The following is a 21287-nucleotide window of genomic DNA, read 5'->3' as shown; positions in this document are numbered from 1 at the left end:
TCCCCTTAACTTAAATAATTTAATATGGCAAAGATTGTAGCAGATCAGTTGGTTGAAATGCTTGTGGAAGCAGGTGTAAAACGCGTTTACGCAGTTACTGGAGATAGTCTTAATTTTTTTAATGAAGCAATACGTAAAGATGGCCGACTTAAATGGATTCATGTGCGTCATGAAGAAGTTGGGGCTTATGCAGCGGCTGCTGAAGCGGAACTGGATGGAATAGCATGTTGCGCAGGTAGTTGCGGGCCTGGTCACGTTCATCTCATAAATGGCATGTACGATGCTCATCGTTCACACGTTCCTATGATTGTAATTGCTTCCACAATTAATACCTCGGAGATGGGGATGGGGTATTTTCAAGAGACAAATACTGTAAAGCTTTTTGATGACTGCAGTTGTTACAACCAATTAATAACTACTGCAGAACAGGCTCCTCGAATTATTCAGACTGCCATACAGCATGCAATAGGACAGAAAGGAGTTGCTGTCATCGGTTTGCCAGGGGATGTATCAGAAATGAAAGCTGAAGATTCTTCGGTGTCTACCCAATTATTTTATGTTAATCCTGTCATTCGGCCTTCTGATAGTGAATTAGACGCTCTTGCAAAAGTTATTAACGCGAGTAAATGCGTTACCGTTTTTTGCGGAATTGGAGCATCTGGGGCTCATCCTGAAATTGTACAATTATCTCAAAAGATTTTAGCTCCAGTGGGATATTCTTTTAGAGGTAAAATGGGGATTCAACATGATAATCCTTACGAAATAGGAATGACTGGTCTGCTAGGGCAAGCCGCAGCCTATCAAAGTATGCATGAGTCAGATTTGATTTTATTATTAGGTACGGATTTCCCTTATGATAAGTTTATGCCTACTAATAATAAGATTATTCAAATTGATACTGCTGTTGAACGATTAGGACGACGCGCAAAATTGGAAATGGGATTGTGCGGAGATATCAAGCATACTTTACAGGCACTTCTTCCGCTGCTGGAACAAAAAGAAGATGCAAGTTTCCTTGAAGCTCAGCTGAAGATCTATGAGAAAGTAAAGGACAATATGCATAGTTTTATGCAAGAAAAAGGGGGGGAGGATACAATTCAGCCAGAATATTTGGCACACTGTATTGATGAACTGGCTACGGACAGTGCTATATTTACGGTGGACACGGGGATGACCTGTGTCTGGGGGGCGCGCTTTATTTCAGGGACTGGTAAACGGCAGATGCTCGGTTCTTTCAACCATGGATCTATGGCCAATGCGATGCCAATGGCAATTGGAGCTGCTTTATCTCATCCGGAACAGCAAGTTATAGCATTATGTGGTGATGGTGGATTGTCGATGTTGCTTGGTGATTTAGCTACTATTAATCAATATCAACTGCCTGTAAAAATAATTGTTTTTAATAATCGGGCTCTTGGTATGGTCAAATTAGAGATGGAAGTTGCCGGACTACCTGATAACGAAACCAATATGATAAATCCTGATTTTGCCGCTATAGCGGAAGCGATGGGTTTTAAAGGTATGAATGTACATAAACCTGAAGAGGTTAGGAATGCTGTTGAGTTTGCTTTATCGCATCCTGGTCCAATTTTATTAAATGTTTTTACGAATCCAAATGCGCTAGCTATGCCTCCTAAGGTTGATTTTGATCAAATGGTAGGAATGGCAAAGTCAATGTCTAAATTGATGCTTGGAGGTAAAATGCAGGAAGTTTTGGATACGATTAAATCTAACTACAAACACCTTAAAGAGTTGTAGTTGAAGAAGTTCAAGGATGGATTATTGGCGACAAATCCTTGAACTTTTTTATTATAGATTCCTTAATCGTTCGTAGATGTCATTTTGCCTTTTTTTTATGTGGAGATAGAAGTGATGTTTAGGGCCTGTGATGATCTGAGTTGTATAGATTCCTTTTGCTCCAGAAAAGAAATAGGCGACAAAACAGGCAATTGCAAAATAAATACTGGCTTCAAACCCAAATAATTCTACCCCCATCAGTATACAAGCCAGCGGTGTATTGGTTGCTCCTGCAAAAACAGCAATAAAACCCATTGCGGCCAATAATCCCATTGGTAGCGGAATAATTCCAAATAGGACATTACCTAGAGTTGCACCAATAAAAAATAATGGTGTTACTTCTCCACCTTTAAATCCTGCGGAAAGGGTGAAAGTGGTTAGTAATAGTTTGATAATAAAATCATAAGAATTTAATTGACTTTCGAATGAGGCTAATATGGTAGGAATTCCTAAACCTATATACTGTGTAGTTCCTAGCTGCCATATTAGGAAAATAAGGACAATACCTCCAATAAAAGGACGCAGGGGAGGGTATTGAATCTTTCTGAAAATGTAGCTAAAGATATCTCCGAATGCAGTGAATAGATAAGCTACTAATCCAAAAATTATACCTGTGATGACCGTATAAAGTAGATGTTGCGGATTGAGTGCGGGGATGATTTCTCGAATGTGATAATGGGTATGCGATACATTCCAGAAAGAACAGGCATAGTTGGCAATAAAGGCTGTCATGATACTTGGTATAAGTGCTTTTAATCTTGACTTTCCACCAGTTATAACTTCCAGTCCAAATAATGCACCTGCCCAGGGGGTTCCAAAAACAGAAGCAAATCCCGCACTTATCCCGATAATGATTAAAATCTTTCGATCGTCATGAGTTAACTTGAAAATTCTTGAGTATTGATCGGCGATTGCACCTCCTATTTGTACAGCGGTTCCTTCTCTTCCTGCGGAACCTCCAAAAAGATGTGTAAGCAACGTGCTGAATAAAACCAAAGGTGCCATTCTTAATGGGATGGTCTGTTCGCTTTGGTAATATTCTTTAAGCAGGAGATTATTGCCTTTGCTTGAAGCGCCACCATAGTAATGATAAAGTAATCCAATTATTAAACCTGCTAATGGTAATCCTAGCATGATGACCGGATGAAGATCTCTGTAATTTGTTACCCAGGATAGGCTCGTGAGAAAGAAAGCTGAGATTGATCCTACAATAAACCCAACTGAAATGGCGATCGCTATCCATTTTAAAGCACAAAAAGTCTTCTCTTTAAGTGCTATTTTTGATAAAGTGTTACTTTTAGTTGACATGTCTACTTACTTATTGTCATAAACGATTCTAGCGGATACAAAAAGTATCAGCAAAAGTAGACGTCATCAGCTCATTAAAGCGGTTAGTGGCAGACATCATTGCCTTAACATAGGTAAAGTTAAATAAAACGAATGATTAACGCAACCCAGCCAGCGATCATTAACAGTCCCCCTAATGGTGTAATTGGGCCTAAGAATTTTAAATTTTTATTCCAATATTGAGCAAAAGACAGGAGGTAGATACTGATAGAAAATAATAAAGTTCCTGCCGTTATACTATAAAATACAAAACGTTCACTGTAAAGGTCGAAATGTAAATTAAACCCTAAGACCAGTAAGGTAATAGCCGAATACATTTGATAACGAACACCTACTTCAAAAGAGGTTAGTTTTTCTTCGCTAATTAGTTTCTTAAAAGCGTGTGCACCAAAGGCACCCAGCATAATGGCTGTAGAACCTAATATTGCGGCAGTAATAATAACAATATGATTCATATTAGTAAGTTTAAGGTTTTATCATGTCAATATGTGGGATTCCATAATCCAGGTATTCATCGGATACTTGTTCAAATCCGAAGCTTTCATAAAATTTCTTTAGATAGGTTTGCGCGCCTATCTGAATCGCTGTGCTACCATACTTTTCAGATATGCAGGTAAGCGATTTATTTATAAGAGCTTTCCCATAATTATTACCTCTAAAGGATGGGTTTGTTACAACTCGGCCAATTGCCGGTTCTGGATAAGATAGACCTGGTGGTACAATTCGGGCATAAACAACAATTTCATTATTGATTTCTGCCCAAATATGGGCGCACTGATCATCTTTATTATCCAATTCTGGATAAAAGCATTGTTGCTCATTCACAAAGACATCAACACGTAATTTGAGGATGCGATATAATTCTTCTGTTGTTAATTCAGAGAATGTCTTATATTTCCAAAATAATTCCATAAAAAGAAGAGCTATATTACTATAGCCCTTTTTATATTAAGTATATGTAATTAAGCTAGTAAACTTTTTACAAGCTCGGAAATTGTTCTTCCGTCGGCTTTTCCTGCTAATTGTTGGTTAGCAGCACCCATTACTTTGCCCATATCTTTTACTGTAGAAGCTCCAGTTGTGCTGATTATTTCTTTGATTATCGCTTCCACTTCTTCTCTGCTGAGTTGCTTTGGTAAGTATGCTTCAATTACTTCTTGCTCTTCAACTTCGATCGCATACAGATCATCTCTGTTTTGGGTTTTGTAAATTTCCGCGGATTCTTTACGTTGTTTTACTAATTTTTGAAGAACTTTAATTTCTGTTTCTTCTGTCAATTCTTCGCTGTGACCTTTTTCCGTTTTTGCTAATAAAATAGCTGCTTTGACAGCACGTAAGCCACGTAATTTGTTCGCATCTTTTGCGATCATTGCGGTCTTGATATCTTGATTTATTTTTTCTTCTAAAGTCATATTAAACTGAATTTTATTATTTTCTATTTACAATCGTTCCTGTTGCTTGTGCGGTTGGCATAATAATGAGATCGTTGATGTTAACATGCTTGGGTCTGCTAATCACGAAAGATATTGTTTCAGCAATATCTTTTCCCGTTAAAGCGTCAACTCCGTTATACACATTTTTTGCACGCTCGATATCACCTTTAAAACGCACTTCTGAAAACTCTGTTTCTACCATTCCCGGATTTATGCCGGTTACTTTTATTCCTTTCGGAAGTAAGTCAATTCTCATTGCTTTATTAAGTGCATCTACTGCATGTTTACTGGCACAGTAGACATTTCCATTTGGATACACCTCTTTAGCGGCTATAGATCCTAAATTGACAATATGTTGTGCTCCCTCTTGATTTTCTAATAGCGGTATGACGGTTTTTGTAACATATAATAATCCTTTGACATTTGTGTCGATCATGCGATCCCAATCGCCGATATCGCCATCTTGGATGCTATCTAAACCCTGGCTTAATCCTGCATTATTAATAAGTACATTTATATTTTTCCACTCTGAAGGTAAGTTCTCAATTTTAGATTTTACTTCATCATAATTGCGAACATCAAGTTCAAAGATATGGATCGCAATTTGTGGATATTGTTTATTAAGTCTATCCCTAATTTCCTCTAATCTTTGGAAACGACGCGCACAAAGTAATAAATTATATCCTTCACGCGCTAAGACTTCTGCACAAGCTTCTCCAATACCTGAACTTGCCCCTGTAATGAATACTGTTTTTGACATTGAATTAATTTTAAAATAAAATAAATTGGTTCTCTATTTTGTGGCAATATATATCGTACAAACGCCAAAAGTCTGGGGGCGAATTATTGTGTTTGAAAAACCAACGGCTTTTGTAATTTCCGCGAATTTTTCACCATCAGGAAATCGAGCTACAGATTCAGGTAGATACGAGTATGCACTCGAATCTTTTGAGAAGAGTTTTCCTATTGTTGGGGTTATTCTTTTAAAATAAAAATTATACAATTGTTTAATTGGAAATTTTTTAGGATTAGAAAATTCCAATATTATTGCTTTTCCGCCAGGCTTCAATACACGACAGATATCTGCTAAGCCCTGATTTAGATTTTCAAAATTACGGACGCCAAATGCAACCGTTACAGCATCGAAGGTGTTGTCGTCAAATTGCAACTGTTCTGAATCACCAAGTTGTACTTCAAATTGCTCAGATAAACCTTTTTGTTTAATCTTTTGCTGTGCAACATCAAGCATACCTTGCGAAATGTCTACGCCGATTATTTTTTTTGGATTCAATATTTTAATTGATTCCAGCGCGAAATCACCAGTTCCTGTTGCTACATCTAACATATATTGCGGAGCGATGGATTTTAAAGCATTAATTGCTTTTTTACGCCAGATGATATCAATGCCTAAGGATAGAAAATGATTTAAAAAGTCATAAGTTTTGGATATGTTGTTAAACATATCTGCAACTTGCTCTTTTTTACCGTCTTTTGCGTCCTTGTATGGTTTTAATGATGATGCTTCATTTGTCATAGTAGCAAAGATACAATATTCTGATTGAGCTTTAATATGATCGAAAAGGAAAAATCAAAATAGCAAAATTTTCTTGCAAATACTTTATTCAGCGTGACGATTTGAATACATTTTTAATTATTTATTATTTTTTTGATTGCGCTATTGTTGCGATAAATAGCGTAACTTTATTAACATTGGTGGAAGTTGTTAACAGTTGCTTAATGTCTTGTTAATTAGATGCTGTTTTTTATTATCAACATTTTTTTCAACATCAAATGTGGAAAACTTGAGTTGTAAATCAATGTTTATCAAAAGCTTTTGGGGTGATTGTTTTCACAACTAATTTGACTGTGTACAACTCTTGAAAAATGTCTACCTTATTTTTTTTACATTTGCTATCCGCTATCAGTTTTTTAGCGTACATGCACAAGTTTTTGGATATCATATAAGATGAGTAACGATAATAATTTTGAAGATAGTAATACTGGAACTGGTAAGAAGACCAATTTCGGAGAGCGTAGAACCAAACTCAATAATTTAGTCAGTGGATTAGGTAAACTTCCTCCACAGGCTTTAGATTTGGAAGAGGCGGTTTTAGGAGCTCTGATGTTGGAGAAAAATGCCTTAAGTGAAGTTATTGATATTCTTAAGCCAGAATCTTTTTACAAAGACGCTCATCAGAAAATTTTCGAATCTATTTTTAGCTTATTTCAGAAATCATCTCCTATTGACTTATTAACTGTTACTGCTGAGCTTCGAAAAATGGGAGCTCTGGAAATGGTTGGTGGAGCATATTATATAACACAATTAACTGATCGTGTTGTTTCTGCAGCTAATATCGAATTTCATGCGCGTATTATTTCGCAAAAATATATTCAACGTGAATTAATCAAAGTTTCAACAGAGATTATTAATAGTGCCTATGATGAAACTTCGGATATATTTGATCTTTTGGATCATGCAGAGAAGAGTTTATTTGATATTGCCCAGAATAATTTAAGAAGAGATTCTAGGAAAATGGATGATATCATGCGTGAAGCAATATCAAATTTGGAATTGTTGCGTGATCGTACAGATGGATTAACAGGTGTTCCTTCTGGTTTAACAGCATTAGATCGTATGACCTCCGGATGGCAACCTTCAGATTTAGTAATTATTGCGGCTCGTCCTGCGATGGGAAAAACAGCCTTTGTTTTATCTGTAGCACGTAATGCTGCTGTAGATCATAATAAACCTGTAGCCGTTTTCTCTCTTGAGATGTCTTCGGTGCAATTGGTTAATCGTTTGATAGCTGGAGAAACAGAAATTGAACAGGAGAAGTTGAAGAAAGGTAATCTGGCTGATCATGAATGGCAGCAACTGCATTCTAGAATTGGAAGGTTGACTGAAGCACCTTTAATTATTGACGATACACCAGCATTAAACGTATTTGAATTTAGAGCCAAGTGCCGACGTTTAAAAGCGCAGCATGATATCCAGATGGTCATTGTCGATTATTTGCAACTTATGCATGGAAAGGCCGAAGGAAAAGGTGGTGGTAATCGTGAGCAGGAAATCGGTAGTATCTCAAGGGCATTGAAATCTGTTGCAAAAGAGTTAAATGTTCCGGTATTGGCCCTTTCACAATTAAGCCGTGCAGTAGAGTCTCGTCCAGGGAATTCAAAGCGTCCTATGCTTTCTGATTTACGTGAATCCGGATCTATTGAGCAAGATGCAGATATGGTATTGTTTTTATACCGTCCTGAATATTACGGTATGACCGAAGATGAAGAAGGCCGTTCAACTGCAGGGGTAGGAGAAGTTATTATTGCTAAGCACCGTAATGGTGAAACGGGTATTGTGCCACTTCGTTTTATTGGTAAATATGTAAAGTTTGTTGATTTGGAAGATGAATTTACAGGTGTTGGTGCGGCGGATGGTTTTAATAATCCAACATCATTCAGTTCTCCAGCAATGAATCCTTCGGCTATGTTTAGTGGTAGTGATATGGGAGGGATGACTGGTGGTATTACAATGCCTTCACGTATGAATGACATGCCGGACGATGCGCCTTTTTAATAACTTTTGAATATACGGTTATAATAAAAGAAGCACTGTTTACAAAACAGTGCTTCTTTTATTTCATACTGATTACTTTATCTACGATATAGACCGTATTTCCTCGCCAAGGTAATGCTCCATGATATTCCTTATAATGCAGATCAAAGTACTTTCCCACTATTTGATTCGAGTTGTTTAAAAACGGTATCGTCTTCAATTGAAAATTCAAATTGATTGCTTGCTACACCACCAGCTTTCATCTGTCCAAAACCCTCTTGAATAAGTTTACCTTCATACGTTTTGAAAACATTTCCTTTTTTGACAGCATAATTTAAATATCCTGATTTAACACCTTCTCCAAAAACGAAGTAATATTTATAATATGTTATGCTAGCTCCAATTGCTAAAATAACTAAGATGGTGATAAATAAAAATTTTTTAAAACCTCCTTTTTTTTGTTGCGTATCTGTAGAATTAGTCATATCTGAGTTTAATTATATAATAAACTTAAGTAAAATTGTTTAGATGAACAATAAAGTTTCGTTTATACTTAAATCAATTTTTAGGCCATCTTTTTTTATATAGGTATTTATAATTCCTTAATTATTACTGGTTTTGGTTGTCTAAAAATGTAATTATGTAGTAATGCATTTATTTGCTGGAAGGAGTCGGTTATTCTGAATATAGTCAATCCTTTATCTGCGTATTTATTTTTTTGAATTAGGTAATGATGAATTCAAAATAGTAAATGTTGAGACTTCTCTGTATAATATTATCTAAATTTGTTTTTTGAAAAACGATGGATGATACAATATTAAATAAGAAGAGGAAAATAATTCATTTAGATATGGATGCATTTTTTGCTTCTGTTGATCAACGCGATTTTGAAGAATTACGGGGTAAGCCTATCGCCGTTGGTGGATCTCCTGATGGACGTGGTGTTGTAGCCACTGCTAGTTATGAGGCGAGAAAATATGGTGTTAAGTCGGCTATGTCATCTATACAAGCTATAAAATTATGTCCCCACTTAATTTTTACTCGTCCTAGATTTGATGTTTACAAACAGGTGTCCGATCATATTCGTTCCATTTTTTATCGTTATACTGATTTGGTTGAACCGCTATCTTTGGATGAGGCGTTTTTAGATGTATCGGATGATAAACAACATATTGGGTCGGCTCTAGAGATTGCTAAGAGAATTAAACGTGAAATAAAAGACGAACTTAATTTGACCGTGTCTGCTGGGGTGTCGGTTAATAAATTCGTGGCAAAGATAGCTTCTGATATGAATAAACCTGATGGTTTAACTTTTATAGGCCCTTCAAAGATTGTAACTTTTATGGAGGAGCTACCTGTTGAAAAATTTTTTGGAGTTGGAAAAGTAACGGCAAATAAAATGCGCTCTTTGGGTATTTTTAAAGGTCTTGATCTAAAAAAGCAATCACATGTAGATTTGATGCGATGGTTTGGTAAATCGGGAGATTTTTTTTATCAAATTGTGAGAGGTATTGACAATCGAGCAGTTGTACCAAATCGTATTCGTAAATCTATTGGTATTGAAGATACTTTTCCTAGTGATATTGGACAGTTAGAAGAATTAAAATCAATTTTGGAAGACTTAAATTCACGACTTTATACACGACTTGAAAAAGGTGGTAAATGGGGGAGAACTTTGACGTTAAAAGTAAAATTTGCAGATTTTACGGTGTTGACAAGAAGTATCTCTATCTTGGAGATTTTTAAACATCAAGAAGATATGTATCAAATTGCACTTTCATTACTTCTAAAACTGGAGTTTGATAAAAAGGTCCGGTTAATGGGGATTTCGATTTCAAATTTTAGAGATGAAAGTAATGACCGTTTCGAGGGTTATCAATTGTCTCTGTTTGATGATTAATTAAATTCGAGTTGTCTAATCACCTTGTTACAACTTAAATTTCTTGTAAATAGGGGCAATTTCCTATATTAGTGCTCAAACTTAGATAATCTTCATATTTAAATGAGTAAATTAATTACCGCGCTGAGTCTTACGGCTTTTATTCTGGTATCAGAATCTACAGTTCAGGCGCAACAAAAACGATTGGATTTTGATCAATCTTGGGGAAATCGAAATTCATTAACACAAAATGTCAACTTCTACCCTGGTTGGGCAAACAGTGTCGCTTATCTAGAACGTGATGCGAAAGATGGTAAAACGTATCAAATTGATTTGAAAAGTGGGAAACGTGAATTATATGTCGTTCCTGCCAAATCATCTGTCAAAGTATACGTTTCAAAAAATGATATTTTTATTCAGGACGGTAGTCAAGCAGCTAAGCAACTGACAAGTTCTCCTGATGTTGCAGAGCAAAACCCAACACTTTCACCAGATGGTAAACTTGTTGCTTTTACACGTAAAAGTGATTTGTATGCGATTGATTTAACGACAGGCAAGGAAATTCGTTATACTACCGATGGTACAGATGTTATCTACAATGGTTGGTCATCGTGGGTGTATTATGAGGAGATCTTAGGTAGATCAACTAATTATAAAGCTTTTTGGTGGTCGCCAGATAGTAAGAAGTTAGCTTTTATGCGCTTTGATGATACAAAGGTGCCTATGTTTCCAATTTATGTGTCGAAAGGTCAACACGGTTATCTAGAAGAAACCCGTTATCCTAAAGCTGGAGATCCAAATCCAGAAGTTAAGGTCGGTTTTGTAAATGCTACTGGTGGAGAAGTGACCTGGTCTGATTTTAACGAAAAGGATGATCAATATTTTGGCCAACCTTATTGGAGTTTTGATAGTAAAAACATCATGGTTCAATGGATGAATCGTGATCAGAATAATTTGAAATTTTATCAAGTTGATCCTAACTCTGGAGCTAAGAAAGAAATTTATGATGAAAAACAATCTTCGTGGATTAATTTAGATCATGAAGAGCGTATCACCTATCTGGCCGATAACAAACACTATATATTAAAATCAGATAAGACAGGCTGGGCTCATTATTATCTTTATACTTTAGATGGTAAGTTATTAAATCCAATTACATCGGGTGATTGGCAGGTGACTTCATTAGAGTATATCGATGAGAAGGCAAAAGTAGTTTACTTCATGGCGCGTAAAGAGAATTCGGCACGTTATGATCTATATCGTGTTGACTTTTCAGGTAAGAATATGAAAAGACTGACATTTGGTGATTATTCGCATGATGTAAAAGTATCTCCTGACGGACATTATTTCATAACTAATTATTCTAACGTAAGCACACCTAATAAGGTAGCACTAGTTGACAATAAGGGTAAAATTGTAAAAGAACTGGCCGATAGTAGAGCATCGGATTTTAATACCTATAAATTTGGTGAGACAAAATACTTTACTATAAAGTCTGATGATGGACAGTATGATTTACCTGTTGTCGTGACTTATCCGACGGATTTTGATGAAGCGAAAGAATACCCTGTTATTTTCAGTATATATGGTGGTCCTGACGCAGGTACTGTGAAAGATACATGGAAAGGTACAAGAAGTCAATATTGGGCTAATGAGGGCGTTATTCAAGTGTCGGCTGATCATCGTGCATCTGGACAATTTGGAAAACAGGGCGTAGCACTTATGCATCGTAATCTGGGGCACTGGGAAATTATAGATTATTCTACTGTTGCGAAATGGTTTAAAGCAAAACCTTGGGTAGCTAAAAATAAATTTTTGATTACTGGTCATAGTTATGGCGGTTATATGACATGTTTAGCAATGACTAAAGCCGCAGATGTTTTTGATTTTGGGATAGCTGGTGCTCCTGTGACATCATGGGAGTTGTATGATACCCATTACACAGAGCGTTGGATGGATACGCCACAAGATAATGCAGAGGGATATAAAAATGGTTCTGTCTTAACTTATACGGATAATTACAAAGGTGTTTTGAGAATTATGCATGGCGATATGGACGATAATGTTCATTTGCAAAATACCATGCAATTGGTTGATGCTTTGACCGATCGTTCTGTACCTTTCGAGTTGATGATTTATCCGGGTAGTCGTCACGGATTTGAAAGATCTAAAAATGCATATGATTTTAAAGAACGTGTACGTTTTTACTATCAGTATTTATTAGAAAAACCGGTTCCAAAGGACTTTAAATAGAGGTGTACCTATAACTAAAGCCTTCTCAGAATATTATTTGAGAAGGCTTTTTTGTTTTGCTATCTTTTGTGTGTAAAAAAAGATGAAATATTGAGTTGTTAAATTGTTGATAACCAAAAATTATTTCATCTTTGTGTAATTTATTTTTATTTCGATGATTCAGTTTCTCAAGGAGAGCACTTTTGCTGTTAATGAAGTTTTAAGCAGATCAATTCATATACTAAAGGGACATTATTTCTCAATAGGGGGATTGTTATTGTCAATTTTTTTATTGTTTGTTGTTGCTCATGAATTAACTTTTTATTTGGAGACCTCAAGTATACTTCTCAAAATTCCTTTGATGCTGTTATTTGCTGTAACTTTATTAGGCTTACAATTGTTTCTGTTTAAATTTATTTTGAATTTATTGGATCATAAAGAGCATGTGGGTGTTGTTAAAACATGGCCTTCCTGGGCAGAATTAATTAATTTTTTAGGTGGAATTGTCGTTTTTACATTAGCTTCTATACTGATTCTTTTTTTTGCTATGATTGTTTGTTTCCCGCTTATCTATATGGGTATAGATACGGAGGTGGTATCATTTGAGATCGTACCAAATGTAGGAGCAATCTTATCCTTCTTTATATTGCTTCGTATCTCATTCTTTCCTTTTTTTATTATTGATAAAGGAATTAGTGTCATGAAGTCTTTGCGTTGGAGTCTGGCGATTACGAAAGGAAATATAATTCGTTTATTTTTAATTTTATTGAGTTTAGCTTTTGTTAGCGTATTAAATATTTATTGTGTTTATATGGAGTATTCCATTATGGCAATTATATTTAGTTTAATAAATTCATTTTTAATTATCCCGTTAACTTCTGTTGTCTATACAGTTGCTTACCGAGATATGGTTCAAGAATATAAGGGTAGTGAAGATCCGAGTATTTTAAGTAATATATTTTAATAAATAATTTTGATTTTGAATAAAAAAGGAATTGCGGTTTTAGGTTCAACGGGTAGTATAGGTACACAAACCTTAGATGTGGTACGCGCCTTTCCTGATCTTTTTCATGTTGTAGTATTGACCTGCGGTTCAAATGCTACTTTGTTAGTAGCGCAGGCATTAGAATTTTTGCCCGACGCTGTTGTTATTATCAATGAAGAACAAGTTGATTTTGTTAAATCAAAATTAGGACATACTCAAATTGCGGTTTACTCAGGTATGCAGGCTTTAGAAGAAGTGGTACAGTTTGAGTCGGTTGATGTTGTTTTGAATGCCATTGTAGGTGCTGCTGGACTCAGACCTACTGTTAAGGCTATTTCCTGCGGTAAGGATATCGCACTAGCTAACAAAGAAACACTGGTTGTTGCGGGTGAATTGGTGATGAGCTTAGCTTCTCAATATCAAGTTAAGATGTTGCCAGTCGACTCGGAGCATTCAGCGATTTTCCAATGTTTGGTTGGTGAAGAAGCTAATCCAATTGAAAAAATATATATCACTGCCTCTGGAGGGCCTTTTCGTGGGAAGGACCGTTCGATATTGACTTCCGTAACAAAGGAACATGCTTTGAAACATCCGAATTGGGTAATGGGTGCTAAGATTACGATTGACTCGGCTTCATTAATGAATAAAGGACTTGAAGTAATCGAAGCAAAATGGCTTTTTGATCTGAAAGTAGACCAAGTTGATGTAATTGTACATCCTCAGTCCATTGTACATTCGCTTGTACAGTTTCAAGATGGATCTTTAAAAGCACAACTCGGATTGCCAGATATGAAGTTACCGATACAGTATGCCCTGTCTTATCCAAATCGTTTAATGAATACTTTTGAACGGTTTAATTTTATGGATTATCCAGAATTAACTTTCGAAAAGCCAGATTTGGAAACTTTTAAAAATTTGGCATTAGCTTATGATTCTTTACGAAAGGGAGGGAATAGTGCCTGTGTACTCAACGCAGCAAATGAAGTCGTTGTGGATGCATTTTTGAAGGATAAGATTAGTTTTTTAGGAATGAGTGATGTGATCGAGACTGTATTGGAAAAAGTAAATTATCTTGCGAGACCAAGTCTAGATGACTATATTGAGTCCGATTATGCTGCAAGGAGAGTTGCGCAAGAAATAATCAATTAAGTAAATAATTATAGAAGAAGATACATGGGTGTTTTAATTATGGTGGCACAAGTCATATTGGGCTTGTCAATTTTGATCGTATTGCATGAGTTGGGCCATTTTTTAGCGGCACGCGCTTTTGGAATTAAAGTAGAAAAATTTTATTTATTTTTTGATGCATGGGGTGTCAAATTATTTAAATTCAAATATAAAGACTGTGAATATGGAATTGGCTGGTTGCCTTTAGGTGGCTATGTTAAAATTGCTGGTATGATTGACGAATCCATGGATACTGAGCAATTGAGTGGAGAGCCTCAAGAATGGGAGTTTCGTTCAAAACCAGCTTGGCAACGTTTGATCGTGATGCTAGGTGGTATTATTGTTAATGTCATTGTTGGTGTTGTTGTATTTTGGATGTTAACATTTAAAATGGGCACTACGGACATCAAGAATGATCAATTGGTGAATGGTATTGTACCCGGAGAAATTGGGAAGTCAATCGGCTTGCAGGCGGGAGACCGTATTTTGGCTATTGATGGCACTAAGATTGAAAACTATTCAGATTTAATTAGCTCTAAACTATTAATGGGAGGAGTAGATCTGACTGTAAATCGTGCTGGTGCTGATACAAAAATTCATGTTCCAGCGGATATTTTAAATACAATTGCGGATAAAAAAGATGAGAAATTTATAGAACCACGGATGAAAATGACCTCTGTTGCAGCTATTCAACCGGGTTCAGAAGCAGTTAAAATGGGTTTTCTTAAAGGCGATAGTATTGTTGCAGTTGACAATACGCCAATTCAGTTTTTTGATCAGTTTAAGGACCAATTGAAAGCAAAAGTCGGAAAACCAGTTGAATTGAAAATTGTACGCGATGGTCAAGAACAATCTTTAAAAGGTGTTGTGCCTTCTGATGCGATTTTGGGTTTTAATGTTAATCCGGATCAAACCATTAAAACATTTACGATTCATTATAGTTTAATGGAGTCTTTGCCAATGGGGGCAAAGAAAGCATTCACGGTTATTACTGATAATGCAAAAGGATTTGGTAAGATATTTAAGGGAGAGATTCGTGCCGATAAAGCTTTATCAGGTCCTGTAGGTATTGCCCAGTTGTTCGGTACTGAAGTGGATTGGGTACGCTTCTGGTCATTAGTAGGTATGTTGTCTATGGCTTTGGCATTCATGAATTTATTACCGATACCGGCATTAGATGGTGGACACGTGGTATTCTTGTTGATCGAAATGATCCAAGGAAAACCATTAAGTGAAAAATTCTTAGAGAAGGCACAGATGGTAGGTTTCTTTATTTTACTTGCTCTAATGGTCTTTATTTTTGGAAATGACATTTTTAAATTATTCAAGTAAGGGATATTAAGTTTATACAAGGGGGTCTTACTTAATTTGTAAGACCCTTTTTATTTTTAGATATTTGTATTATGGATGGAAAAACAAGAGCAACGATTAAACCTGGTATGTTGGTTAACATTATCTTGAAAAAAGATCAGCGATCAGGAGAACTTACTGAAGGTATTGTTAAGGATCTTCTGACATCTGCACCATTTCACCATAGAGGAATCAAGGTTCGCTTGATGGATGGTCAGATCGGTCGAGTTGCAGAGATAATTGAGGATGACTTTTAACCTATTTTAGTTTTATAAAAAAAGCTTCTGACCTAATAGGATAGAAGCTTTTTTTATAAAACATTTTAAGAAATTGCTCTTTCGATCTTCATTATAGACCAGATTTATAACTGGTCTTAGATGATCGGAAATATCTTTTTCTGAATATCTATTTTAAAATTCTTTTGTAGGGAATCAAAAAACAAATAATTGCTTGGATTATTTTGAAAGACTAAATACGGAATCTCTATAATCTCTTTTTGTGTTTTTATTCTAAAGTACCCAAATAATAATCCTTTTGTATTTTGGATTGATTCAATTTGTTGCACTGCCTTAACATCTCGTAACAAATTAAAGTGATAAGGGTCTTTTGTCATAGATTCAATGATTACATCTTCAGTTTGCTTATTATACCAAATTACTTGACTGCTCGTTTTCTTTAAATGATTCTTAAAAAGAAAAAGGTAACCAATCATGTATATTGATATTGGAAATAGGAATAGTAAAATCTTTATCTTGATTATCAGCGCAAGCATAATAATCAATAAAATTGCTCCTATGCCTACATTTTTCATTACCTTTTGAGATGTATCTGCTATGATAACTTTGGATGTATCTATTTTTTGATAACCATTTTTTACAATAATAGCTGGACTATTGGTTGCGGTAAATGACGCGGACAGCTTTTTACTGATGTAGTACAATAAAAATAAAATAAGTCCAACTATTAATATAACTTTGGTCATGACAGTTTATATGTTAATACTGTTCATTATCATTTGGATAATTAACTGATTTTACATCAGCTACATATTGTCCTACAGCTCCCGTTATTTCTTGATATAATTGTGCATATTGTCTTAAAAACTTAGGTTTAAAGCCTTTCGTCATACCTAGCATATCATTGACAACTAGAACTTGTCCGTCACAGTGGTTACCAGCGCCTATACCAATAGTCGGTATCGCTAAACTTGCACTTACTTCGGCAGCAAGTGCTGCTGGTATTTTTTCCAACACGATGGCAAAACAACCTGCTTCTTGCAGTGCTAGCGCATCGGCCTTTAATTTTTCGGCTTCATTATCATCTTTAGCACGAACACCAAAATTTCCAAATTTATTAATTGCTTGTGGTGTTAATCCCAGATGTCCACAAACTGGTATGCCCGCATTTATAATTTTCTTAATGTTGTCAATGATTTCTAGACCACCTTCCAATTTAAGGGCGTGTGCTCCCGACTCTTTCATGACACGTACTGCAGATAAATAGGCTTGATCGATGCTTCCCTGATATTCGCCGAAAGGAAGATCCACTACAACCATTGCTCTAGTTGTACCTCTCACAACAGATGCCGCGTGGTAGATCATCTGGTCTAAGGTGATGGGCAGTGTTGTTTCATAGCCTGCAAATACGTTCGCAGCGGAGTCGCCTACTAAAATGATATCGATGCCACCTTCGTCAAGTGCTTTTGCCATGGTGAAATCATAACCTGTTAACATCGCGATTTTTTCATGACGATGTTTCATTTCCTGTACCTGTACTGTAGTGATACGTTTTATTTCTTTATTTACAGACATTACTGATTTGTTTAAATTAACCAAAATTAGAGAAATTCGTTGAATTAAGGTCATTAATTATTGATTTTAAAATGATAGTTTGGTAATTAGCAGATTAAATTGCTTTGATTTTACTATTTTTGCAGGATGAGAGAAAACGAAACTCGCTTATTTAAATTTCCAAAATTTTCCGATCTAATTGTTTTTGAAGATGATAATTTGATTGTTATCAATAAACCCCCTTTCATTGCTTCGCTAGATGAGCGTGAAGGAGGAGAGATCAATATTTTACGATTAGCAAAAAAATATTACGCAGATGCGCAGATTTGTCACCGGTTAGATAAGGAAACTTCTGGATTATTACTGATTGCTAAAAATCCTGAGACCTACCGTTCTGTTTCTATTGAATTTGAAAGACGTCGTGTCAATAAGGTATATCATGCTATCATTGCAGGCACACATACATTTACGGATTTAAAAGTTGAGTTACCCATTTTAAATCAAGGAAGCAAAAATGTGTCAATAGATCGCGCCAAAGGTAAGGCGGCTACTACAATTTTTAATTCAATACGTTATTTTAACCACTATACTTTAGTCGAATGTAAGCCTATTACAGGCCGTATGCATCAAATTCGTATTCACTTAGCCACACAGAAAGCTGCAATTGTGGGAGATGATATGTATCATGGAAAACCGGTATACTTGTCACAGATTAAAAAACGTGGGTTTTCTTTGGCTAAAAATGAAGAGGAACTACCAATTATGAAGCGCTTTGCTTTGCACTCCCGGTATGTTGACTTTACAATTGACGGAAAGAAGTTTGAGTTTGAAGCCCCATATCCAAAGGATTTTGCGACTTTGCTTAAACAGTTAGAAAAGTTTGATTCTTAAATGCCGATCATGAATCCGAAAACAAAAAAAATAATTGGCAATTCAGTATTTGTCGTTATCATTCTTTTGCTTTTGTGGCCAACAAGTAGAGCTTATTTTCAACAAGGCTTAATGAAAATTGGTTTATTTAAACCAACATTGGAAGAACCTGAAAAAATAGATTCGCAGATTTCTGTTCAGAATAACATTTCTTTTAAAAATGATAAAGGGGAGATCGTGAATATGAACGATCTAAAGGGTAAAGTTGTATTCATTAATTTTTGGGCCACATGGTGTCCTCCTTGCATTGCAGAAATGCCTTCCATTGCTACGTTATATGAACGATTGAAAGGTAATAGTGAAGTCGTTTTTCTGATTGTAGAAATTGAAGGAGAATCTGAGAAGGCAAATAAATTTATGGCGGGTAAACAATTAAATCTACCCGTTTATTATCCAAATTCACAAATTCCTAAAGAATGGTTAGGTGGTTCTATACCAACGACATTGATTATCAATAAACATGGTGAGATTGCTACTAAACATGAAGGTTTAGCAGATTATTCTCGCCAGGAAGTTTCAGATTTTATAATTGAATTAACAAAAAAATAAGTACAGAATAACCGGTATGACTAGAGCAGAACTTATTCAACAGATTAAGATAAAAAAATCATTTCTTTGTGTTGGTTTAGATACAGATATTACAAAAATACCTGAGCATCTACTGGCAGAGGAGGATCCAATTTATACCTTTAATAAAGCCATTATTGATGCTACATCAGATTTGTGTGTCGCATACAAACCGAATATCGCATTTTATGAGAGTTACGGTATTAAAGGATGGCAGTCTTTGCAAAAAACTTGGGAGGCTTTACCTAAAGATTGTTTGAGTATTGCTGATGCTAAACGTGGTGATATCGGAAATACATCAAAAATGTATGCACAGGCATTTTTTGATGAAAAGCAATCGGGATTAGGTTTTGATTCCATAACGATAGCACCATATATGGGAAATGATTCTGTTACTCCCTTTTTAGATTTTGATGGAAAATGGGCAATTGTACTGGCATTGACATCAAATGCAGGAAGCCTGGATTTTCAAAATTTTAAGAATGAATCAGGTTTGCAGTTATTTGAGCAAGTCATTGATAAAGTGAATACATGGGGAACAATTGAAAACCTGATGTATGTAGTAGGTGCGACCCGTGGTGAAGGTTTTATTAAGATTCGTGAGCATGCTCCTGATCATTTCCTTTTAGTTCCGGGTGTTGGAGCGCAGGGAGGTTCTCTTCAAGATGTCTGTCAATATGGAATGAATAAGGATTGTGGCCTTTTAGTAAACAGCACAAGAGGTATTATCTATGCTTCAAAAGGACATGATTTTGCGGAGAAAGCAAGAGAAGAGGCTTTGAAATTACAACAAGAGATGGAAGCCGAATTAATTAAGGCTGGAATTATTAGTTAATTCTTACATATCGGCATATTGAAAAGCTTCAGATCGAAAGGTCTGAAGCTTTTTTGTTGGAGATTTTATTTTATGTATTTAGATGATTGATCGTGATTATTCATAAAGAAGAAATTGTAAATTTAAAATATAAAATAGATAACAATGAATGTAGTGAGTACTCTACTATTAGCATGTATGCTAGGAACTGGCTGTGTGGTTGATGCACAAGAGATCGAAAATATTGTAGAGGGTGAAGTTTTTACTTCAACGAAGTCTAGTGAAGATATGTATCAGTTAGTCTGGAAACTTTACAAATCTAACAAGCACGAAGAAGCTTTAAAACTTATCGATAAGCTTATCGCTCAAGATAAAACAATAAGTGCTTATTACGAATTGAAATGCTACATCTTAATTGCACTGAAAAGAAACGCAACTATTATTGAGACTGCCACGAAGGGTATCGCATTAGATCCTGATAATCATTCGTTTTACGATATAAGAGGTAATACTTATTATTTTGATTTAAAACCCGAATTGGCAAGATCTGATTATCAAAAGGTACTCCAATTGGAAAAAAATAATGCTCGTTATTATAATAATTATTTGAAGTTACTTAATGAAATGCGCAAGGATGATGAATTGATAAATGTATTTAAGCTTTTCGAGAATAGCATGGTAAGTGGAGAAGATATCAAAGAACCTCGATTTATAGCTGATGTTTACTTTTATGGAGCCTTGGCCTATCAACGTCAAAAAGATAATTTAAGAGCTGTTGACCTTCTTGGGAACGCAATTAAAAAATCTCCAGAAGCAGCGATGTACTACAATAATAGAGGTTTGATATTTCAAGATCTAAACAAACTGGAAGCTGCAAAGAAGGATTTGGATAAAGCTATTGAATTGGATCGTGATAATCCTGTTTATTATGAAAATAGATATGCTATCTTTTTTGATTTAAAGAAATATCAAGAGGCGCAAAATGACCTATTAAAAGTAATTAGTCTGGGAAATTCTGATCTAGATATCTATGCTGCATTGGCACTGACCTATGATGTTCTTAATAATTATCCAAAAGCTGCTGAATATTATGATTTGGTTTTACGTAAAAATCCAAATCAAACAATGATTCTAAGTAACTATGCTTATGCTTTATTTGAATTGAATCAATTATCTAAAGCTATTGAAATGTTTGAACGGGCGCTTGTTACTGATTCTGCAGAGGTTGATATTTTGGTAGGTCTAGCAGTCTTATATCATGTTGATGGGAAAGAGAATAAGTCTAAAGATTTATTTCAGGACATTAAAATCAAGACAAAATATGAGGCAAAAAAACAGCTACTCGAAACTTTGGAAAAGGAAGATTATAGATTTTCTTCAAAATTTAAAGCAGCATGGGAAAACTGTTTTAGTGATTAATGTTATTTAAGCCTGATCAAAAGC

General features: G+C 35.4%; 21 protein-coding genes and 1 riboswitch. Of the genes, 12 read left to right on the top strand and 9 right to left on the bottom strand.

All coding sequences use genetic code 11. The features are described 5' to 3' along the window. The first annotated feature begins 24 nt into the window (after window positions 1–24). On the top strand, window positions 25–1758 hold the full coding sequence (locus tag M2265_RS08630; RefSeq protein ID WP_132772843.1) for a thiamine pyrophosphate-dependent enzyme: 1734 nt from the start codon (window positions 25–27) through the stop codon (window positions 1756–1758). 51 nt (window positions 1759–1809) lie between these two features. Here M2265_RS08630 and M2265_RS08625 read toward each other — a convergent pair whose 3' ends face one another. From M2265_RS08625 to ubiE, 6 genes are all read right to left on the bottom strand, one after another. Then, on the bottom strand, window positions 1810–3105 hold the full coding sequence (locus M2265_RS08625) for a voltage-gated chloride channel family protein (RefSeq protein ID WP_132772841.1): 1296 nt from the start codon (window positions 3103–3105) through the stop codon (window positions 1810–1812). A 50-nt stretch (window positions 3106–3155) separates the two neighbouring features. Next, window positions 3156–3218: riboswitch (Fluoride riboswitch) on the bottom strand. Between the two features lie 6 nt (window positions 3219–3224). After that, window positions 3225–3599, bottom strand: coding sequence for a DUF423 domain-containing protein (locus tag M2265_RS08620; RefSeq protein WP_021192264.1), 375 nt, complete (start codon window positions 3597–3599; stop codon window positions 3225–3227). A gap of 10 nt (window positions 3600–3609) precedes the next feature. Continuing rightward, window positions 3610–4056, bottom strand: coding sequence for a GNAT family N-acetyltransferase (locus M2265_RS08615; RefSeq protein ID WP_132772840.1), 447 nt, complete (start codon window positions 4054–4056; stop codon window positions 3610–3612). A 50-nt stretch (window positions 4057–4106) separates the two neighbouring features. Further along, window positions 4107–4556, bottom strand: coding sequence for a GatB/YqeY domain-containing protein (locus M2265_RS08610; protein WP_021192262.1), 450 nt, complete (start codon window positions 4554–4556; stop codon window positions 4107–4109). Window positions 4557–4572: 16 nt separating this feature from the next. After that, complete coding sequence (locus tag M2265_RS08605) at window positions 4573–5337, bottom strand: SDR family NAD(P)-dependent oxidoreductase (RefSeq protein WP_021192261.1); 765 nt, start codon at window positions 5335–5337, stop codon at window positions 4573–4575. A gap of 33 nt (window positions 5338–5370) precedes the next feature. After that, the gene (gene ubiE / locus M2265_RS08600) at window positions 5371–6111 is read right to left on the bottom strand and encodes a bifunctional demethylmenaquinone methyltransferase/2-methoxy-6-polyprenyl-1,4-benzoquinol methylase UbiE (protein ID WP_132772838.1); all 741 of its coding nucleotides are present in this window, start codon (window positions 6109–6111) and stop codon (window positions 5371–5373) included. 432 nt (window positions 6112–6543) lie between these two features. On the opposite strand from ubiE, the gene dnaB reads away from it, so the two are divergent. Beyond that, window positions 6544–8151, top strand: a complete 1608-nt coding sequence (gene dnaB, locus M2265_RS08595; RefSeq protein WP_132772836.1) for a replicative DNA helicase — start codon at window positions 6544–6546, stop codon at window positions 8149–8151. A 143-nt stretch (window positions 8152–8294) separates the two neighbouring features. Here the strand turns inward: dnaB and M2265_RS08590 are convergent, their stop codons facing one another. Then, entirely contained in the window at window positions 8295–8615 is a 321-nt protein-coding gene (locus M2265_RS08590; RefSeq protein ID WP_243655496.1) for a hypothetical protein, read from the bottom strand. A 317-nt stretch (window positions 8616–8932) separates the two neighbouring features. Here M2265_RS08590 and dinB point away from each other — a divergent pair, with 317 nt between their 5' ends. From dinB to M2265_RS08560, 6 genes are all read left to right on the top strand, one after another. Next, window positions 8933–10030, top strand: coding sequence for a DNA polymerase IV (gene dinB / locus M2265_RS08585; RefSeq protein WP_132772834.1), 1098 nt, complete (start codon window positions 8933–8935; stop codon window positions 10028–10030). Window positions 10031–10132: 102 nt separating this feature from the next. Then, window positions 10133–12262: a S9 family peptidase gene (locus M2265_RS08580; RefSeq protein WP_132772832.1), complete on the top strand. Its 2130-nt coding sequence runs from the start codon at window positions 10133–10135 to the stop codon at window positions 12260–12262. A gap of 154 nt (window positions 12263–12416) precedes the next feature. Then, window positions 12417–13205, top strand: a complete 789-nt coding sequence (locus M2265_RS08575; RefSeq protein ID WP_021192257.1) for a hypothetical protein — start codon at window positions 12417–12419, stop codon at window positions 13203–13205. Window positions 13206–13220: 15 nt separating this feature from the next. Beyond that, a complete protein-coding gene (locus tag M2265_RS08570) occupies window positions 13221–14375 on the top strand; it encodes a 1-deoxy-D-xylulose-5-phosphate reductoisomerase (protein WP_132772830.1) in 1155 nt (384 codons plus the stop codon). Between the two features lie 24 nt (window positions 14376–14399). Further along, a complete protein-coding gene (gene rseP / locus M2265_RS08565; protein WP_132772828.1) occupies window positions 14400–15725 on the top strand; it encodes an RIP metalloprotease RseP in 1326 nt (441 codons plus the stop codon). A 71-nt stretch (window positions 15726–15796) separates the two neighbouring features. After that, entirely contained in the window at window positions 15797–16000 is a 204-nt protein-coding gene (locus M2265_RS08560) for a YwbE family protein (RefSeq protein WP_021192254.1), read from the top strand. A gap of 116 nt (window positions 16001–16116) precedes the next feature. Here the strand turns inward: M2265_RS08560 and M2265_RS08555 are convergent, their stop codons facing one another. Beyond that, a complete protein-coding gene (locus M2265_RS08555; protein ID WP_132772826.1) occupies window positions 16117–16725 on the bottom strand; it encodes a hypothetical protein in 609 nt (202 codons plus the stop codon). Between the two features lie 13 nt (window positions 16726–16738). Beyond that, window positions 16739–17554, bottom strand: coding sequence for a 3-methyl-2-oxobutanoate hydroxymethyltransferase (gene panB, locus M2265_RS08550; protein ID WP_132772825.1), 816 nt, complete (start codon window positions 17552–17554; stop codon window positions 16739–16741). Between the two features lie 126 nt (window positions 17555–17680). Between panB and M2265_RS08545 the strand changes: the two genes are divergently transcribed. From M2265_RS08545 to M2265_RS08530, 4 genes are all read left to right on the top strand, one after another. Continuing rightward, window positions 17681–18424 (top strand): RluA family pseudouridine synthase, encoded by a 744-nt coding sequence (locus M2265_RS08545; RefSeq protein ID WP_021192251.1) that lies wholly within the window; start codon window positions 17681–17683, stop codon window positions 18422–18424. A 9-nt stretch (window positions 18425–18433) separates the two neighbouring features. Next, entirely contained in the window at window positions 18434–19012 is a 579-nt protein-coding gene (locus tag M2265_RS08540; protein ID WP_132772823.1) for a TlpA family protein disulfide reductase, read from the top strand. 16 nt (window positions 19013–19028) lie between these two features. Beyond that, window positions 19029–19865: an orotidine-5'-phosphate decarboxylase gene (gene pyrF, locus M2265_RS08535; protein ID WP_132772822.1), complete on the top strand. Its 837-nt coding sequence runs from the start codon at window positions 19029–19031 to the stop codon at window positions 19863–19865. 144 nt (window positions 19866–20009) lie between these two features. Continuing rightward, window positions 20010–21263: a tetratricopeptide repeat protein gene (locus tag M2265_RS08530; RefSeq protein ID WP_132772820.1), complete on the top strand. Its 1254-nt coding sequence runs from the start codon at window positions 20010–20012 to the stop codon at window positions 21261–21263. Window positions 21264–21287: the final 24 nt, after the last annotated feature.

The sequence above is a fragment of the Sphingobacterium kitahiroshimense genome, from assembly GCF_025961315.1.
Classification (GTDB): domain Bacteria; phylum Bacteroidota; class Bacteroidia; order Sphingobacteriales; family Sphingobacteriaceae; genus Sphingobacterium; species Sphingobacterium anhuiense.
The sequence above is the reverse complement of the archived record's forward strand: the minus strand, read 5'-3'. Positions and strand labels throughout refer to the sequence as shown.

Bases quoted from the DNA above. Each gene is read 5' to 3' on its own strand.
- M2265_RS08605 (WP_021192261.1), bottom strand. From the start codon at position 5,337: ATGTCAAAAACAGTATTCATTACAGGGGCAAGTTCAGGTATTGGAGAA.
- M2265_RS08575 (WP_021192257.1), top strand. From the start codon at position 12,417: ATGATTCAGTTTCTCAAGGAGAGCACTTTTGCTGTTAATGAAGTTTTA.
- M2265_RS08555 (WP_132772826.1), bottom strand. From the start codon at position 16,725: ATGACCAAAGTTATATTAATAGTTGGACTTATTTTATTTTTATTGTAC.
- panB (WP_132772825.1), bottom strand. From the start codon at position 17,554: ATGTCTGTAAATAAAGAAATAAAACGTATCACTACAGTACAGGTACAG.
- M2265_RS08590 (WP_243655496.1), bottom strand. From the start codon at position 8,615: ATGACTAATTCTACAGATACGCAACAAAAAAAAGGAGGTTTTAAAAAA.
- rseP (WP_132772828.1), top strand. From the start codon at position 14,400: ATGGGTGTTTTAATTATGGTGGCACAAGTCATATTGGGCTTGTCAATT.
- dinB (WP_132772834.1), top strand. From the start codon at position 8,933: ATGGATGATACAATATTAAATAAGAAGAGGAAAATAATTCATTTAGAT.
- M2265_RS08625 (WP_132772841.1), bottom strand. From the start codon at position 3,105: ATGTCAACTAAAAGTAACACTTTATCAAAAATAGCACTTAAAGAGAAG.
- M2265_RS08580 (WP_132772832.1), top strand. From the start codon at position 10,133: ATGAGTAAATTAATTACCGCGCTGAGTCTTACGGCTTTTATTCTGGTA.
- dnaB (WP_132772836.1), top strand. From the start codon at position 6,544: ATGAGTAACGATAATAATTTTGAAGATAGTAATACTGGAACTGGTAAG.
- M2265_RS08610 (WP_021192262.1), bottom strand. From the start codon at position 4,556: ATGACTTTAGAAGAAAAAATAAATCAAGATATCAAGACCGCAATGATC.
- ubiE (WP_132772838.1), bottom strand. From the start codon at position 6,111: ATGACAAATGAAGCATCATCATTAAAACCATACAAGGACGCAAAAGAC.
- M2265_RS08620 (WP_021192264.1), bottom strand. From the start codon at position 3,599: ATGAATCATATTGTTATTATTACTGCCGCAATATTAGGTTCTACAGCC.
- M2265_RS08630 (WP_132772843.1), top strand. From the start codon at position 25: ATGGCAAAGATTGTAGCAGATCAGTTGGTTGAAATGCTTGTGGAAGCA.
- M2265_RS08615 (WP_132772840.1), bottom strand. From the start codon at position 4,056: ATGGAATTATTTTGGAAATATAAGACATTCTCTGAATTAACAACAGAA.
- M2265_RS08545 (WP_021192251.1), top strand. From the start codon at position 17,681: ATGAGAGAAAACGAAACTCGCTTATTTAAATTTCCAAAATTTTCCGAT.
- M2265_RS08560 (WP_021192254.1), top strand. From the start codon at position 15,797: ATGGATGGAAAAACAAGAGCAACGATTAAACCTGGTATGTTGGTTAAC.
- pyrF (WP_132772822.1), top strand. From the start codon at position 19,029: ATGACTAGAGCAGAACTTATTCAACAGATTAAGATAAAAAAATCATTT.
- M2265_RS08530 (WP_132772820.1), top strand. From the start codon at position 20,010: ATGAATGTAGTGAGTACTCTACTATTAGCATGTATGCTAGGAACTGGC.
- M2265_RS08540 (WP_132772823.1), top strand. From the start codon at position 18,434: ATGAATCCGAAAACAAAAAAAATAATTGGCAATTCAGTATTTGTCGTT.